Origin of the sequence: Bacillus sp. FSL M8-0063 (assembly GCF_038005545.1) — a bacterium.
In the GTDB taxonomy this organism is placed as follows: Bacteria; Bacillota; Bacilli; order Bacillales; family Bacillaceae_G; genus Bacillus_A; species Bacillus_A wiedmannii.
Genome location: NZ_JBBOTJ010000001.1, coordinates 1228309 through 1244845, shown reverse-complemented (window position 1 = coordinate 1244845; position 16537 = coordinate 1228309). Strand labels below are relative to the sequence as shown.

At 33.3% G+C, this 16537-nt stretch carries 19 protein-coding genes; 7 read left to right on the top strand and 12 right to left on the bottom strand.

Going from position 1 to position 16537, the window contains the following annotated elements; all coding sequences use genetic code 11:
- Positions 1–24: 24 nt before the first annotated feature.
- The 6 genes from MKX31_RS06430 to MKX31_RS06405 all read right to left on the bottom strand — a co-directional run bounded on the left by MKX31_RS06430 (position 25) and on the right by MKX31_RS06405 (position 7397).
- The gene (locus tag MKX31_RS06430; protein WP_340980345.1) at positions 25–1365 is read right to left on the bottom strand and encodes a transglycosylase; all 1341 of its coding nucleotides are present in this window, start codon (positions 1363–1365) and stop codon (positions 25–27) included.
- A 29-nt stretch (positions 1366–1394) separates the two neighbouring features.
- Positions 1395–3038 carry a flagellar motor switch protein gene (locus MKX31_RS06425; protein WP_048561278.1) on the bottom strand — a complete coding sequence of 548 codons (1644 nt, stop codon included), beginning with the start codon at positions 3036–3038 and terminating at the stop codon, positions 1395–1397.
- 173 nt (positions 3039–3211) lie between these two features.
- On the bottom strand, positions 3212–5215 hold the full coding sequence (locus MKX31_RS06420) for a chemotaxis protein CheA (protein ID WP_098102201.1): 2004 nt from the start codon (positions 5213–5215) through the stop codon (positions 3212–3214).
- A 129-nt stretch (positions 5216–5344) separates the two neighbouring features.
- Positions 5345–5713: a response regulator gene (locus MKX31_RS06415; RefSeq protein WP_000940570.1), complete on the bottom strand. Its 369-nt coding sequence runs from the start codon at positions 5711–5713 to the stop codon at positions 5345–5347.
- A 150-nt stretch (positions 5714–5863) separates the two neighbouring features.
- On the bottom strand, positions 5864–6541 hold the full coding sequence (locus tag MKX31_RS06410; protein ID WP_098102200.1) for an OmpA family protein: 678 nt from the start codon (positions 6539–6541) through the stop codon (positions 5864–5866).
- Between the two features lie 22 nt (positions 6542–6563).
- Entirely contained in the window at positions 6564–7397 is an 834-nt protein-coding gene (locus MKX31_RS06405; protein WP_098111834.1) for a flagellar motor protein MotP, read from the bottom strand.
- A gap of 172 nt (positions 7398–7569) precedes the next feature.
- Here MKX31_RS06405 and MKX31_RS06400 point away from each other — a divergent pair, with 172 nt between their 5' ends.
- A complete protein-coding gene (locus MKX31_RS06400) occupies positions 7570–8172 on the top strand; it encodes an HD domain-containing protein (protein WP_088048433.1) in 603 nt (200 codons plus the stop codon).
- Positions 8173–8197: 25 nt separating this feature from the next.
- Here the strand turns inward: MKX31_RS06400 and hfq are convergent, their stop codons facing one another.
- Together hfq and MKX31_RS06390 are read right to left on the bottom strand one after the other, a co-directional pair.
- Positions 8198–8386, bottom strand: a complete 189-nt coding sequence (gene hfq / locus MKX31_RS06395) for an RNA chaperone Hfq (RefSeq protein ID WP_000400660.1) — start codon at positions 8384–8386, stop codon at positions 8198–8200.
- Positions 8387–8440: 54 nt separating this feature from the next.
- Positions 8441–8659: an aspartyl-phosphate phosphatase Spo0E family protein gene (locus MKX31_RS06390; protein WP_002096752.1), complete on the bottom strand. Its 219-nt coding sequence runs from the start codon at positions 8657–8659 to the stop codon at positions 8441–8443.
- Positions 8660–8898: 239 nt separating this feature from the next.
- Here MKX31_RS06390 and MKX31_RS06385 point away from each other — a divergent pair, with 239 nt between their 5' ends.
- From MKX31_RS06385 to MKX31_RS06360, 6 genes are all read left to right on the top strand, one after another.
- Positions 8899–9018 (top strand): YjcZ family sporulation protein, encoded by a 120-nt coding sequence (locus MKX31_RS06385; protein ID WP_000120179.1) that lies wholly within the window; start codon positions 8899–8901, stop codon positions 9016–9018.
- A 165-nt stretch (positions 9019–9183) separates the two neighbouring features.
- Positions 9184–9651 (top strand): VOC family protein, encoded by a 468-nt coding sequence (locus MKX31_RS06380; protein ID WP_098111835.1) that lies wholly within the window; start codon positions 9184–9186, stop codon positions 9649–9651.
- A 5-nt stretch (positions 9652–9656) separates the two neighbouring features.
- Positions 9657–10871: an MFS transporter gene (locus MKX31_RS06375; RefSeq protein WP_340980338.1), complete on the top strand. Its 1215-nt coding sequence runs from the start codon at positions 9657–9659 to the stop codon at positions 10869–10871.
- Positions 10872–10999: 128 nt separating this feature from the next.
- A complete protein-coding gene (locus tag MKX31_RS06370) occupies positions 11000–11449 on the top strand; it encodes an ArsR/SmtB family transcription factor (protein WP_064476555.1) in 450 nt (149 codons plus the stop codon).
- Positions 11450–11468: 19 nt separating this feature from the next.
- On the top strand, positions 11469–12689 hold the full coding sequence (locus tag MKX31_RS06365) for an MFS transporter (protein ID WP_340980336.1): 1221 nt from the start codon (positions 11469–11471) through the stop codon (positions 12687–12689).
- 126 nt (positions 12690–12815) lie between these two features.
- Complete coding sequence (locus tag MKX31_RS06360; RefSeq protein WP_064476558.1) at positions 12816–13541, top strand: sulfite exporter TauE/SafE family protein; 726 nt, start codon at positions 12816–12818, stop codon at positions 13539–13541.
- Between the two features lie 185 nt (positions 13542–13726).
- Here the strand turns inward: MKX31_RS06360 and MKX31_RS06355 are convergent, their stop codons facing one another.
- The 4 genes from MKX31_RS06355 to nfsA all read right to left on the bottom strand — a co-directional run bounded on the left by MKX31_RS06355 (position 13727) and on the right by nfsA (position 16478).
- Positions 13727–14338: a flagellar motor switch protein FliG gene (locus MKX31_RS06355; RefSeq protein ID WP_098102194.1), complete on the bottom strand. Its 612-nt coding sequence runs from the start codon at positions 14336–14338 to the stop codon at positions 13727–13729.
- Between the two features lies 1 nt (position 14339).
- Positions 14340–14885: a sigma-70 family RNA polymerase sigma factor gene (locus tag MKX31_RS06350; RefSeq protein ID WP_142315016.1), complete on the bottom strand. Its 546-nt coding sequence runs from the start codon at positions 14883–14885 to the stop codon at positions 14340–14342.
- A 186-nt stretch (positions 14886–15071) separates the two neighbouring features.
- Positions 15072–15656, bottom strand: a complete 585-nt coding sequence (locus MKX31_RS06345; protein WP_098102190.1) for a type 1 glutamine amidotransferase family protein — start codon at positions 15654–15656, stop codon at positions 15072–15074.
- A gap of 87 nt (positions 15657–15743) precedes the next feature.
- The gene (nfsA, locus tag MKX31_RS06340) at positions 15744–16478 is read right to left on the bottom strand and encodes an oxygen-insensitive NADPH nitroreductase (protein ID WP_340980331.1); all 735 of its coding nucleotides are present in this window, start codon (positions 16476–16478) and stop codon (positions 15744–15746) included.
- Between the last annotated feature and the right edge of the window lie 59 nt (positions 16479–16537).

Below are 16537 nucleotides of genomic sequence, written 5' to 3'. Positions count from 1 at the left end.
AGCGCCTCCACTACTATGAAATTATTAGCCCCATTCTTTATTACTTTTTAAAACTAAAAACAATACGAATAAACCTGACATGATAGCAAATACATTAGAAGCTTGTATTCCCTGTTCACTTTTTGCTTCTTTCTTATCTTCTGGCTCTTCTTTTTTCTCTTTCTTTTTCGAAATGACTTGATTGTTATTATCTTTATCTTTTTGAGCCTTCGCTTTATTTACTTCCTTGTTGTCTGTGAGAGGCTCTTTTATAACATAAGTAATTTTTTCTTTCTCTTTCAATGGTTCTTTTATAAGATCGTTTACTTTCTCTTCTTTTTTCGGAATTTGAACAACTAGCAGTTTTTCTTCTGGAAGCGGGATTTCTACTTTCGAGTCTTCCTGCTTCTCAGGTTCTTCCTTAACTTCTAATTTATCTTCATTCTCTCGTTCTTCTATCTTTTTATTCTCTTCTGGTTTTTGCTCCAAAATAGAAACGATATACTCACTTTCCTCAACCAGTTTATTGCCGGCCGCATCCACTATCTCTACAAGTATTTCGTATGTCCCGATTGGCAACGCATCCGTTATTTCAAATACTTTTTGCCAATCCATGTCGCGCTTATTGTAATCTAATAAAAATGTAATCTCTTTATTTTCTTTCCCTTTTAATATAACACGAACCTCTTTCACAACTGATTCTACGTCTGTCGCCTTCACTCGCACACGTATAGAATCGCCTTGTTTCCGTTCAATTAGCTTCTCTTTCGCCTCGTCAACAGTAACTTTATGCAACTTCGGCAGTTCTTTATCTATTGTTGGCGTGTCATTATTTATACGAATAAATGGGACTTTCACTTCATTTTCTATAAGCTCTTCTTTCTCAGTTTCTTTAGAACTTTGAATGAGCTGAAGATTCCAATCACCTTGCAAATCAAAAGTTTCGACCTTGTAGTTAGCAATCCATCGCTTCGTTTCCTCTTCATACTTAAACGATAGCATTCTTTCTTGTTCATACTGATCGTCGTTTTTTGGCAAGCGCAAAATACCTTTTATACTTTGAACATTTTGCTCTTTCGGCTCTACAATAACCCGCACTTCTTCGCCAACTTTTAATTCCGACTTATTTACTGTAATAACCCCTTGATCCGTCTCTATCTTTTTTTCGACCTCTTGTTCATTTGCTACTTCTTGTTGTTCCTCTTTACCTTGATTCAATTCCACTTGCTCTGGCTGCTCTTGAACTTCTTTGTTTTCTTCTTGTACATTCATTTCATTTAGTTTTTGATCTGGCTCAATTTGTTCTTCCGCCTGACTTTGCAGAGGGAAGAACAAATACATATGTATGAATAACCAGCTCATTAGAAAAAACTTTACGTTTTTCATCTACTAGCTCAAACTCCTATTTCAACGACTTATAGCGATTTCGTCACTTTTACTCCAAAAAATCCATCTACATTTACAAGTTCACCATACGCCACCAATACATCATTTACATAAATACGAATTGGCTCGTCAATATCCTCATCCAGTACAACCGCTTCATTCTCTTGTAAACTTAAAATATCTTGAATTGTTTTCACTGTGCTTCCAAATACAAATTTCACATTCATTTCTACATTTTGTAAGATGGATGTATCCATGTATACTGGTTCCATTTGTTTTACTTCTTTAAATTCAATAGGTTGCACAACAGGTTCTACAATTTTTTCTTCTTCAATTTCTTCCGTAACAATCTCTTCTTCCTCTTCCATCATTGGATATAGAAGTCTTCTTACCATTTCTTTCGCTTCTGAAATCGGTAAAATTTGATACATTTTCGATTGAAGCAGGTCACCAATTTCAAGGTTGAACGTAATTTGGACGAGTTCGTCCACTTTCATTGACTCTCCCAAATATTCCATTTCTTCTTTTAACGTTACGAATTTAACATTTGGTGGTGTCATGTCCATTTTTTCTTGAAACATTTCTGACATCGCCGTCGCAGCATGCCCCATCATTTGGTTCATAATTTCTTTAATACCACTCAGTTCTAATTCACTAAGCTCCTTCTCTGGATCAACTTCCCCTGTTCCCATCATCATTAAATCTACCATTGTTAAAGCGACATCTTTCGTAAATACGAATACATTCTCATTCTTTAGCCCTTCAACAAAATCAACATTTAAAATAACAAACGGGACTGGTACTCCGTCATAATGACGAACATTGATTGATTCTACATTGGGCGTACTAATTGTAACTGGCTGATTTAATAGTGTTGACAATACTGTTGAAGCTGAACCAATTGAAATATTTGCAATTTCACCAAGGACATCTTTCTCTTCTTGTGTTAAATGCTCTTTTTCAACTTGTTCTTCTACAATCTCCGTTTCCACTACTTCTGCTGGCTCATCTTTTTCTTCTACTCCACCAGATAATTGCATTAATTTATTTACCATTCGTTTCGCATGTTCAACTGAAACAATTTGCACAAGTTTAGAGTTTACAAGATTATCTATCTTTAAATCAAACGATACTTTAACAATCGTTTGATTCCCATCAATCTCAGAAATTTTCTCCATTTCTTCTGATAACTTTACAACTTTAATTGTCGGCGGAGACATATCTACTGTATCTTGAAAGAATTCTGACATAGATGTAGCTGCGAACCCCATCATTTGATTCATCGCTTCTTGTACAGCACTTAGCTCTAATTCACCAAGTTCTTTTCCGTCTTCCACTTCACCTGTTCCCATCATCATTAAATCAGCAATGGATAATGCAACATCTTGCTTAAGGACAAGAAGGTTTTCCATATCTAATCCTTTTGTAAAATGAATGTTTAATACAACGTGTGGAACTTCGACGTCGCTTGAATCATATAAATCTACCAATTCTATGCGAGGAGCAGTAATACTTACTTGCCTATTTAAGATTGTTGATAATACAGTCGAAGCTGAACCAAATGATATATTTGCAATTTCGCCAAGAATATCACATTCTTGAGGCGTTAAATGCTCATTTTCTTTTTCTAGCACAATTGTGCTCTTATCCCCTTTTGTGTGTTGCTCAGGCATTTTCTCTGCCTCCTCATTTCTGTTTTTCTATCAAATGATATAAACTCTCATTTTATTTTAACAAACTTATTATATAAAACGTTAATATGTATTTATTCCCATTTTTAGATTAGTAACGATTAACCAAAAAGCTCCCCAATTGTATACAAGTGGGGAGCTTTCCTTCATTCCTATTATAAACCTTCTGGGTTTAAAATGAGGACCACTCGTCCATCACCGAGAATTGTCGCACCAGAGAAATAATTCGAACTCTCTGCAAAGAAGTCACCTAATGACTTTAAGACGATTTCTCTTTGACCGATAATTGTGTTTACAATAAGTCCATAGCTGCGATGTGTATTACGAACAATTAACACAGGAACCATTTGACCATCATATGACGCAAACGCCTCATCTACTGTTTTCTCACCAAATACAGTACTTAAATGCTTCACTTCAATAATTTGATTACGGTAATTTAACACATCTTTTCCTTGTAAGGATTGAATGTCTTCTTTTTTAATCCGAATTGCTTCAACAATATTGCCAAGAGGGAAAGCATAACGTTTATCATTCGTTTGAACAAGCATAGATTGAATAATGGACAACGTTAATGGCAGTTCAATTCTAAATGTACTACCTTTCCCTTCTTCAGAATCAATAATTAAGTGTCCACCTAAACTATGGATCGTATGTTTCACTACATCTAATCCAACGCCACGCCCAGAAAGGTCTGATACAACTTCAGCTGTACTAAATCCGGGTTGGAAAATCAAATCAAATACTTCACGGTCCGTTAATTTATTTGCCTCAGATTCTGTTACAACACCATTTTTAATCGCTTTTTCTAATACTTTCCCTTTATGAATTCCATTTCCATCATCCGTAATTTGAATAACGACATGATTTCCACTATGGAACGCTTCTAATTTAATCGTACCTGTCTCATTTTTTCCTGCATCACGACGTTGTTCAACAGTTTCAACCCCATGATCAATTGCATTACGAATTAAATGGACGAGTGGATCACCGATTTCATCAATAACAATTTTATCAACTTCGGTGTCTTCACCTGTAATTTGTAAATCGATTTTCTTCCCTAAATCTTTCGCTAACATACGTACCATACGCGGGAAACGATTGAAAACAGTTTCTATCGGTACCATACGCATGTTTAGTAGTACATTTTGAATATCTTTTGAAATATCGCCTAATCGATTTAAATGCTCAATTAATTCCTTGTTTTGAATTGCTTGTGCCAATTCATCTATACGACCACGCTCAATTACACTTTCTTCAAACATGTTCATTAATCTTTCAATTTTTTCTAATTGAACACGTATGGAACGATTTTCCACTTTACCATTTTTCGTTTTTGCAGCGCTTTTAGCAGGTGTAGCATTAGCAGCTTGCTTCGATACTTCTTTAGTTGATTCCACATGCGTAGCCGCTTGTAAATCTTCCTGCATAGCTTCTTGTGTACCCAATTCTTTCGAGACTACTTCTTTTAATGTATGTCCTTGCTTTACTTCTACTTTCTCAATTTCAGAAACATGAAGCACTACTTGTTTTAATTCTTCTTCACTTTGATCAGTATCCATAAATACTGTGAACTCAAACCCGAAAGCATCTGCTTCAATTTCTTCAATACTTGGAACTGTTTTTTGTACATTACCTACATTTTGCAGTGCTTCAATACACATAATTGCACGTACTGCTTTTAAAATAGCATGTTGCTCAACAGTTATATGCACTTCATGCGAAACTGCATCATCATTATTTATAGGTTCTTGCTCAATATATTCCGCAGGAGTTTCTACATTGCCATTCAATAATGCTTCTAATTTCTGCTTAGTTGTAATTACATCAATATTGCCCATTCCGCCTTGTTGCACATCTGCAACCATCTTCTCTAAATTATCAATGCACTCAAAAATCACATCAATAATCTCTGCATTTACAACTATATTCCCATGACGAATTTCATCTAAAACGTTTTCCATTTTATGCGTTAAATCCGCCATTTCCGTAAATTCCATACTCGCTGACATACCTTTAAATGTATGGGCTGAGCGGAATATTTCTCCCACAACATCCATATCAGTGGGATTTTGTTCTAAAGTTAGCACATTTTCATTTAGCGATTGTAAATGTTCTTCTGATTCCTCAAAAAATATATTTAATAGATCTGTTTGCATTTTCATCCCCTACCTGTCTAACAAACATTTCATTTATGTATAACAATTTAGTGTTTTAAAGCAAGAAAAAAGGGGGCCACACGCATATCCGCTATCAATGTTTAGATTCCTTGTGGCACCCCTTCTATATTAGCTGTTTGCTACTTTTGTTAAAGCTTCAATTACGCGATCTGCTTGGAACGGCTTTACAATAAAGTCTTTTGCTCCACCCTTAATTGCATCTAATACCATACCTTGTTGTCCCATTGCAGAACAAATAACAACTTTTGCACTTGAATCAATTTTAATAATTTCTTTTAACGCTTCAAGTCCGTCCATTTCTGGCATAGTAATATCTAATGTTACAATATCCGGTTGAAGTTCTTTAAACTTCTGAATTGCTTCTACTCCATTCTCTGCTTCACCAATAATTTCAAATTCAGAATTACTTTTTAATAAGTTTTTAATCATCGTTCGCATGAACATCGCATCGTCTACAACTAAAATTTTATGTGCCATTCTTTTTAATTCTCTCCTTCTATGTATAAATATATCTTAATATTTCACCTTATCATTCTCACTCATTATACAAAATAAAATGATAAAATTTAATATTTTTTTAAAAGAATTTTCGTATTTTCATTATTTTATTATTAAAATGATAATATACTATTCTTTTATGTAAATGACAACGCGACGGTTTTTCTCCCAATTTTGCGGTGAATCATTTGGTACAACTGGCTTTGTGTCTGCATATCCTACCGCAGCTAGCCTTTTATCATCCACATTATACACTTCGATTAAGTGGTGAATCATATTTGCTGCTCTTGCTGAAGACAGCTCCCAGTTAGAAGGGAATTTGTCGTTATGAATCGGTCTACTATCTGTATGCCCTTCAACAACAATCGGATTTGGTACTGATTGGAAAAACCCAACTAATTGACTTATTATCTCTTTCGCTTCCGGTTTAACGTTCGCGTCACCCGTATCAAATATTAAATTATCTACTATAACGACGCTTACTCCCGTATCCTCTCGATATACATTCACTTGACTAATACCGTTATTATCTACATATGCTTTTAACTTTTTATATAATTCGTCCATTCTCTTTTTCGAGAACATTTTTTCATCATTTTTTTCATGCGAAATATCTGGTATTGTATTTTCCATTACTTTCGCATCTACTTGCTCCACGTCACTAAACTTTTCAAGCATCTTTGACAATTTTACTGCATCCTGCTTTGATGTAGCAACTAGTAATACAAAGAAAGTTAATAATAACATCGTTAAATCTGTAAAAGTCGTCATCCAACGAGGCGATCCCTTTTGCGGTCGTTTCATCATAACCATACCACTCCTTGAAATATTAGGCTGCTCGTTTTACTTTTTTTATCTTTGTTTCGTATACATATGTATCGAGTTTCAACTTTAATTTAGAAGGAATTTGACCGCGATATAATTCTGAAATCGCTTCAATAACAAACTTCTTCTCTGTATATAAATCTTCAATACCACGATACACTTTTTCAGCAAGAGGGATTGCAATCATATTTGCAAGTACTGACCCATACAATGTCGTTAACATCGCAACTGCCATCCCTGTACCAATTTGCGATGTGTCTTGCAAGTTTTGAAGCATAATGATAAGACCGATTAAAGTCCCTATCATGCCCCAAGCTGGAGCGAAATCGCCAATTTTATCTAATAATGCTGCCCCTTTTCTTAACTCATACACTTCCGTTTCAACATCTCTCATTAACACTTCTTTTAATTCATCTTCATCGTAACCACTTAACATTAATCGAATTCCTTTTTGAATAAAAGGATTGTCTACTTGCTCTCCATCAACTTCTAAAGAAAGTAGGCCGTGTTTTTTAGACTTTTTCGAAAAATCAACAAATAAATCCGTTAACTGTTCTAAATTTTCTTCTTTTCTATGTAAAACAGTAAAAATGCTTTTCGTATATTTTTTTATTTCTCCAAATCGATATGCCACAACAATTGTCGCTGTAGTTCCCCCTATGACAATTAAAATAGATGAAACATCTAAAAAGTTTTTAAAAGCTTTTATTCCGCCGCCGCCAATCATAATTGCCGCTATCACTATGGCAAAACCTACTATAATGCCGACTGGGCTAGAAATGTCAAACTTCCTTTTTCTTCTTTGTGGTCTAGCAAATCCTTGATTTTCGTCTCCCATATTCCTGCCCTTTCCTTTTCATTTTTATAAAACATTTTTTTATTTTAATAATGCGTTTTCACATATAATAAGTATTATACGCTTATCATCTATTTATCGCAATATACTCATAGAATTGACACATTTTATTTCCATATTAGAATTACAGTATGGAAATATGAGGAGGATTACAATGGAACATAACATTTTACAAGTCATTGCACTAGCAGAAAAATTAAAATATGAAATGCGACATAGCTGGCTTTCTAACGGACGTCAAGAAAGTGTTGCTGAACATACGTGGCGCATGTCTCTAATGGCCATTTTGGTTGAGCCTTATTTAGATCAAAAAGTAAATATTGAAAAATTACTTAAAATGGTTATTATTCACGACCTAGTCGAAGCTGAAGCTGGTGATATTCCTGCTTTTGATACAATGAATAGTCATGAATTACAATTACAAAAACAAACAAATGAGCAAGAAGCCATTTTAAATATTAAACGAACATTAAAAGGTTCTCTCGGTGAGGAATTATATGATTTATGGATGGAGTTTGAAGCGAAAGAAACGTACGAAGCAAAAGTAGCTAACGCACTTGATAAGCTTGAGGTGAAAATTCAGCATAACGAAGCTGATATTGATACGTGGCTACCAATTGAGCATAAAATGACATTCCAAGTAGCAAAGCATACAAACTTTGATTCTTTCCTATCTAAATTACAAAAAATGATTGAACAGGATGGAGAAAAGAAATTACTCGCTGCCGGCATTGACGTGGAAGCTTGCAAACGATAATGAAAAGACACTCAATATGAGTGTCTTATTTCATTATTGTTGATATAGCCTGCTTGTATATAAGCTGTTGTTTTCCATCAACTAACATTAAAACGGTAAATTTGTCTATCGCAACAACTTCTCCTACTATTCTAACGCCACTCTTTAAAAAAATTGTAACAATACCTTTTTCTTCTTTTATTTGTTTATATAGCTCTTCTTGTAAATGTTCCAAATACTTTTCTCTCCTTTTTTACAAAATATCTTAATATAAAAAACTATAAATTATTTATTTGTGTACTTTATCTTTTACATTCATAAACTTATTAATAAGTATATCTAAATCTCGGCTAAATAACAAAACTTTATCATGATCCAATCCGTGTCTAGCAACAAGTTGGATTAGCTCTTTCTTTTTGTTTTCTATTTTATTGTGTAATTTTCCCATCTCCATCTCTTTACTAAAACTCCCTTTTCCCATAATATTACTTGTAAAATTATAGTACAAATCCTCTCATAAAAAAATATAAAAATGGTTTTTTTTACAATTTTTATATTTTTTTATGAACAAATCGCAAAATATATAACGATTTCTTCACATATCCCTAGCACAATATACAATCAAAATAACCATACAGGCGTTTGTCTAATTACAAAAGAGACTGGCTCCTTTTCCATACTAAAAACATACTGTATATAGTAGTCCATGAATTATATAGATTAACTTACTCAAAAGGAGGAAAACATATGAGCTATGGTGGAAGTTGCGCTGGTTTCGGCGGTGGATTTGCTTTGCTTATCGTACTATTCATCCTTCTAATCATCATCGGATGTAGCTGCTGGGGTGGCGGCGGATACGGATACTAATATATCCTATCCTTAACAAATGAACGAAAAACTATACGAAAACAGCTCATATTTGAGCTGTTTTTTCATACTTTCGTATGAAGTGATATCCCTCCTTTTTGTGATTTCAACTAATAAAAAAACGTTTACTATGAAATAAGAAATATTTTACTAAGGAGGATTACAATGATTAAAGGTCTTTACGAAGCACATTTACCTGTCAGTAACTTAGAGATATCAATATCTTTTTATGAATCACTTGGACTGAAATTATATAAAAGAGGAGATGATATTGCTTTCTTTTGGATTAAAGAAAACGAAAGTTGGCTCGGTCTTTGGGAAGGCACAGAATACAAAGTTAATTATCATCCCTCTTTACGACACATCGCCTTTCAAGTAAGCTTACATGATTTAGAAGATGCGATTCATTGGCTAAATCAAAAAGGCATTTCAGCACGAAAAGATTTTGGAATGGAACCAATTGAACCGATTGTTTTTCCAGAATTAGCGCATACCGCCGTATACTTTAACGATCCTGACGGAAATAGTTTAGAATTGATTGCACAATTACCTATTGGACTTCCTACAGCAGAGAAAGTGTACTTAAGCGAGTGGAAAAAACAAGTTCAAGCATCATCATTACATAAAGATTAAATTTTATGTCAGTTTCTTATTCCACACTTCTAAAAACAAATAAAAACTTCAATAAACTATTTTACGGGCAAACGTTAAGTGTACTTGGAGATTGGTTTCATACTGTAGCTTTATTAACATTCGTCTATAGCCTAACGGAATCTCCGTTTATGATTGCACTAACTTTTATAAGTAAAGGTTTACCCCAGCTTCTTCTTAGTCCTTTCATAGGCGGAGTTGTAGATCGTTTTTCTAAAAAGAAGATTCTGATTTTTACCGATATTTTACGAGGCATAATCGTCCTCACTTATTTATTTGCACTATATAAAATCGAGATTATTTTCATTTCTAACATATGTTTATCCGTACTTTCTTGTTTATTTGAGCCGGCTAAACAAGCAACCTTAAAAAATATCGTACACCAAAATCATTTCGTAACTGCTAACTCTCTTTCTAGTACAATTAATGGTTTTATGTCTATTATGGGGGCTTCTTTGGGCGGGATAATTGCACAATCTTTACATATTGAATTCGCTTTTTTAGTAAATAGCCTGTCATACTTTATTTCAGCCTATTTTATTTATAATATGAGTGTCCCTTCTCATGATACTTGTAACAAGAAAAAAGCATTTTTTACTGATATAAAAGATGGTTACACATACATATTACAAACAAAAATCATTTTAACGTTAATTCTTGTCGGCATTTCATGGGGCATGATTGGAGGCGCTTATCAGCTACTTCTAACGATCTATGCCGAAAAAATTTTCCACACCAACATTGGAATTTTATATACGGTTCAAGGGGCTGGGCTTATGATGGGAAGCCTTCTCGTTAATCTTTATATTTCTCATAATAAAGAAAAAATGAAAAAAGCATTCGGGTGGGCCTATCTCCTACAAGGAATTTTCTTTCTCGGATTTATTTTATCCAATCAACTTATTATCGGTATCATTACTATATTCTGTATGCGCATAGCAGGAGGAATCATCGTTCCACTTGATACGACATTACTTCAAACTTATACGAAGGAAAATATGATTGGTAAAGTTTTTTCATTCCATTATTCCATTTACGGATCTCTTATTCAGTTATCTATATTTTTTACGGGATGGCTTTTAGAAGTTCTTTCTCCTCAAGTTATTGGTACCTTGTTAGCTATATGCTGTATTTTTGTGAGTTTTATATGGCTGTTCTTGTTTTATCGAGGGAAACTTAATGAAGAATCTACTATCACTTAATAGCATGTTTATGTACATGCTATTTTTATTTATGTCGAAATATAAAGGAAAAAGGCGATTTATTTCCCTTACGTTCTAATTTTTTAGAATGTACAATAAATTTAGATCATAAGAAAGGAGATATCATAATGTTTGACGATAGACTTACTATTTCAGCTGAGCAGCAGAAGCTCATTTCTAATGCAACTCGCATTCAAATTCTTCACCTTTTAAAAGACGAGGCACTCACTGCAAAACAAGTAGCTACTAAACTAAATAAATCTGCTGGTAGCGTTCATTATCACGTTCAAATTTTATATGATGGAGGGTTACTTGAATTAGTAGACACGAAAGAAAAACGAGGAATTATTGAAAAATATTACAAGGCAAAATCTGCTCATTTCTATATTGAAGAAAGCGGCACAGAAGGAACGAATACAGGCAGTCATATTGTATCTCATTTATTTTTAACTCCAGAGGAATTACAACAGCTTACTTGGGAAGTTACACAAGTGTTATTACGCTGGGAAAACAAAACCGCTCGTCAATCAAGCTCCGAAGAGGAATACGCTATTTCCTGCAGGATTAAAAAACAATGAAAGAAAGGTCCAACTGCTTATGAAAAATAAATTATTATTATTGTCGGGAACAGGAATTTCTCGTTTAGGTGATTTTATGTATCTCATCGCCCTAAACGTAATGGTGTTAAATAGCACAAACTCCCCTGCTGCTGTAGCAGGATTATGGATTGTAGGTCCAATTGCGACCGTTGTTACAAAAATATGGTCTGGTAGTATAGTAGATCGATTAAACAAACGGTCCATTATGCTCATCACAGATATAATTCGGGCAGCTCTTATTGGCTGTATTCCACTATTTGATTCTATTTGGGCCATTTATATTTTTATCTTTTTGACTCGTATTGCCACATCATTTTTCGATCCAGCTTCATTTTCTTATAAAACAATGCTCATACGAGCTGAAGAACGCGCTCAATTCAACGCTTGGAATAACTTTTGTACAAGCGGGGCTTTTATTATCGGTCCAGCCCTTGCTGGAATACTTCTCACCACGTACTCAGCATCCTTTGTTATTTACTGCAACTCACTTTCCTTTCTACTTTCTACTATTCTCATTTATTTCTTACCAAACATTACGTTACAAACAAAGCAAAACGAAGAAGTTGCAAATACTTTCGTACAAACATTACGAAGTGATTGGAAACAAGTTTTTTCATTCGCTCGAACTGAAAGTTACATTATTCTCATATTCGTTTTATTTCAAGCTACTACGCTTGTCTCTATGGCACTCGATTCACAAGAGGTTGTTTTCACAAAACAAGTACTGTTTTTATCCAACATGGAATATAGCATGCTTGTTAGTATAACTGGTGCTGCTTACGTTTTCGGTTCATTACTTGTTTCTCTCTTTGCTAAACGATTACCAATTCAACATTGTATCGGATTAGGTATGATTTTCACAGCAATAGGCTATGTAATTTTCGCCTTTTCAAATTCATTTATAGTCGCAGCGAGTGGTTTCATTTTACTTGGCATTTCTTCATCATTTGCTGGTACTGGCTTTATAACATTTTATCAAAATAACATCCCTGTACATATGATAGGACGTATCGATAGCGTGTTTGATTCAATAAAAAATTTCATCCAAATCTTTTTCATTTTAGCAATTGGGGCATCCGCACAATTCCTTTCCGTTCAAATCACTGTAATAAGCAGCTCATTACTCATTCTTTTCCTTTCCTGTTTATTAGCAATCCGTGTAATGACGCCTTCACGAGAAAAATATTTTAATGCTACAGGGTCATCATTGGAATATTAAGTGCAATATAAAAAGCGGCTATTATGCCGCTTTTTTCCCATATTAAAGGACAGTAAGACCCCCACTGATTAAAGTTTCACTTTATGTTAAAATATGTATTGGATCTGATTATGTAGGAGGGCTATTTTGGAGATTATATTCATTTTCATATGTATTATATTAGTAGCTTCTATTTTACAAACAAGTACAGGTTTTGGCTTTTCTATTATGGCAACACCTTTCTTACTCATGTTATTTCTACCACAAGAAGCTATACAAATAAATATCATTTTATCCTTAATTATTTCCATATCACTCATCTGGAAAATAAGAATGGACATTGATTTTATTCTACTGAAAAGATTAATTTTCGGAAGTATAGTTGGTGTTCCTTTTGGTATTTTAATTTTCACTTCCATTAACATCAACACATTTAAATTAGCAATTAGCATCCTGCTCTTACTATTAACGTTGATGCTAATATGCAACTTTAAGATTAAATCAACAAAATCTAGAGATTTCTTAGTCGGTGGATTATCCGGTCTTTTAACGACAAGTATCGGTATGCCAGGACCACCCCTGTTACTTTACTTTACAGGAACTGATACGAAAAAAGAGAAGTTGAGAGCAACTACTTTAGCTTTTTATCTATTTATATATTTCATTAGTCTTCTAACTCAAATACTCTTTACTGGCACAAACAAAGCAATTTGGCAATCAAGTTTGTATGCTATTCCAATTGTATTTCTAGGTTTATTTTTAGGACAAATTATTTTCAAATGGCTTAATCAACGGATTTTCAAAATATTTACGTATATCCTTTTGAGTTGCACGGGTATGTATCTTCTTATTGAAAGTTTGCATTTGTTGTAAATAAGTTTCTCAAGATAAAGATACTTTAGATTGTGTAATAATATATAAATTTAAACGAATTTATATATTATTACGTGCGGTGAAGTATTTTACATCATAACTAAAAAACATATTTTAGAGATACAAAATCATAAATAAAATACTAACTAAACGATAAAAAGCGACTATTATGCCGCTTTTTATTTTCATATTAAATATTTTAAAACTAGAAGCCCACCTATTGCTATTACAAAAACATTGAAAAAAATCATCCAATGTTTTTCAAACTCCTTATATCTCTCTTCTTTCACTCCACATTGTTTTAGCTTTTCAAATAAAATTGTTAATTCTTGATTATACTCTTTACTTCCTAATTGTATATAATTGTTATTTATTTTAATTCCATATACATTTTTCATTTTTTTATGTTGCGAAACTGCTTGAATTGAGTTTACTAGTACATTGTATTCATTCAACTTTTTAAAATAACAATCTAACGCTATAATTTGTAACCTTGTATTAGTTAAAACAATGTAATAATAAAAAGTAGCACCTGCCGTGAATATATTCGGTATAACTTTAGAATTAACAAAGCCTCCTTCTTCCACTAATATTTCACACTCGATTTCTTCTCCTTCTTGCAACTCTTTCCGAACTGATTCTTCCAATATTTGCATCGTTAATTTCTTTAATAATTCCCCGTTTTTCACATAATACTTATCTATATTTATAGACTCATTCGCTTCTTTCTCTAAACGTGCAATTTCTTCCTCTGAATATTGGAGTTCATTTAACATAGATAATAATCTTTTATCCATATTACACACTCCCGTTCCACAGTTTTTGAATTTTTTTCTTCCCTCGAGAAATTCGATTGTATATATAATCCACCGTTACTTTTAATTCTTTCGCAATATCGTCAATAGAATATCCATCAATATACCTGTTTAAAAAGATATATCGATCTTTGTTATTTAAATCTTGAACTATTTCCATAATCTCTTCTTCTTGTTCTATTTCATACCTATCATGGACACTTGTATCTATTTCTACGTCTTTATCGATTTTATTCTCTTTATATACTTTCTTTTTATATTCCAATGCCTTTAATTTAGTAATACCAATCATCCAAGATTTTAAGTTTCCTTTTTCTGTATCAAATTGGTCGATATGAAACCAAATGACAGTAAATACATCGTTATAACAATCATCCACATATTGTTTTTCAATAGGGGTACTTAATGATTTATGAATAATGTACAAAATTAATTTTCCATATTGATCAATCACTTCTTTCAAAGCATCTTGATCATGTTTTTTCATAGCTATAATTAAATCCCCTTCAGAATTGAAAATCATAAGTATCTTCCTTCCTCAGTTCCCCTTTAGCAGCTGCTTTTACTTACTATTGGCAGTTCATTCTCATTTTCTATCACTTTTGTAAAAAATTCTTAATTTTTATTTCTATGTATATAATAGCAAATAAAATACCTAAGTTCAGAAAGTGGAATCTACATTCTGAACTTAGGTATTAACAATCAAACTTTTCACTTATACTAACGTTTCATCACAAACCTCTGTTACATTTTTAAAGTATTGCAAGTTCTCCTTCACTTCAGCTTCGTTAAATAAATTGAGCTGCTTCATTATTTCAGCAGCAAATTCAACGTAAGCAGACCCTACCGCTGTTATGATTTTCCCATCAACGGTTACATCTTTATTTTGTTTATATTCCCATTCATGTAAATGTGCTAACTGTTTTTCATCTGATGTTAATGATGTTGAGAATTTCTTCTTATTAAGTACGCCTGCTGCATGTAGTAAAGATGTTCCTGCACAAATACCCGCTATCCATTTGTTCTGCTTATGTAATTCGTTCACGATCGATAACAATTGTTCATTTTCTAAATGGTCAAAAATATGTCCTCCTGGCACAATAAACACTTCATAGTCTGCTACTTCAACCTGCTCGATAGAGACATGTGGTTGACATAAAAAACCACCTTCTCCTTTAACTGTTTTTCCGTCTACAGTTGCTGTTATTATTTCGAATTCCTTACTTATTAAAAATAAACTCGCTATATTTACTTCAAATTCTGCAAATCCATCAAATAAAAAGATTAAAGCTTTTTTCATATTATCTCCTCCCTCCTATACTTATTCGAAGACAATCATATTTCTCCTCCAAAAAAGGCAGACCTGCATGCAGGTCTGCCTTTTTACTCATTTCTTATTAAATCCTTTTTCACTTAAAAACTCTTTCATATGCATTCTTTTCTCTTTGGACATAAACGAACTCATTGATTCCGTCCATGTTACGTTTTTCTTGTTTGCTAATCTTTCTTTATAGTACGAGCTCATCGTTTCATCGTATTCGTTTAATAATTCATCATATTTCTTTTCATCATATCCATTTTCATGAAGGATTGCCGCTACTGGTAAACGTGGTTTCACTCCATGATCTTCATCTGGTACACCAACTGTCATTCCGAATACAGGATATACTTTATCCGGTAAATGAAGCAATTCACTCACTTCTCTCGGGTTATTACGAATACCACCAATATAACAAATACCGTATCCTAACGATTCTGCTGCTAACGCTAAGTTTTGTGCGAACAGTGAAGCATCTACCGTCGCAACGATAAAGTCTTCTACTCCTTCATACTTTATCTCTGTACTATGTTTTTCACATGCCATTTCAAGTCGTTTTAAATCTGCACAACAAACAAAGAATGCTGCACAGTCTTTCACGTGAAGATTTCCAGATAACTCTGCTAGTTTAACCTTTAAGTCTTGATCTGTTACATATATAACAGAATACGCCTGTACAAAATGTGAGGAAGCGGCATGTTGCGCAGTTTGCACCATTCTTTCTACTGCATCTTTCGGAATTGATTCTTCTTTATATTTACGAACTGAAACGTGTTGCTCCATTTTATGTATGATCTCATTCATGAAAATCACTCCTTTTTTCTCTTCATAATGAAAAATTAACATATCTTTTTCAATATTCA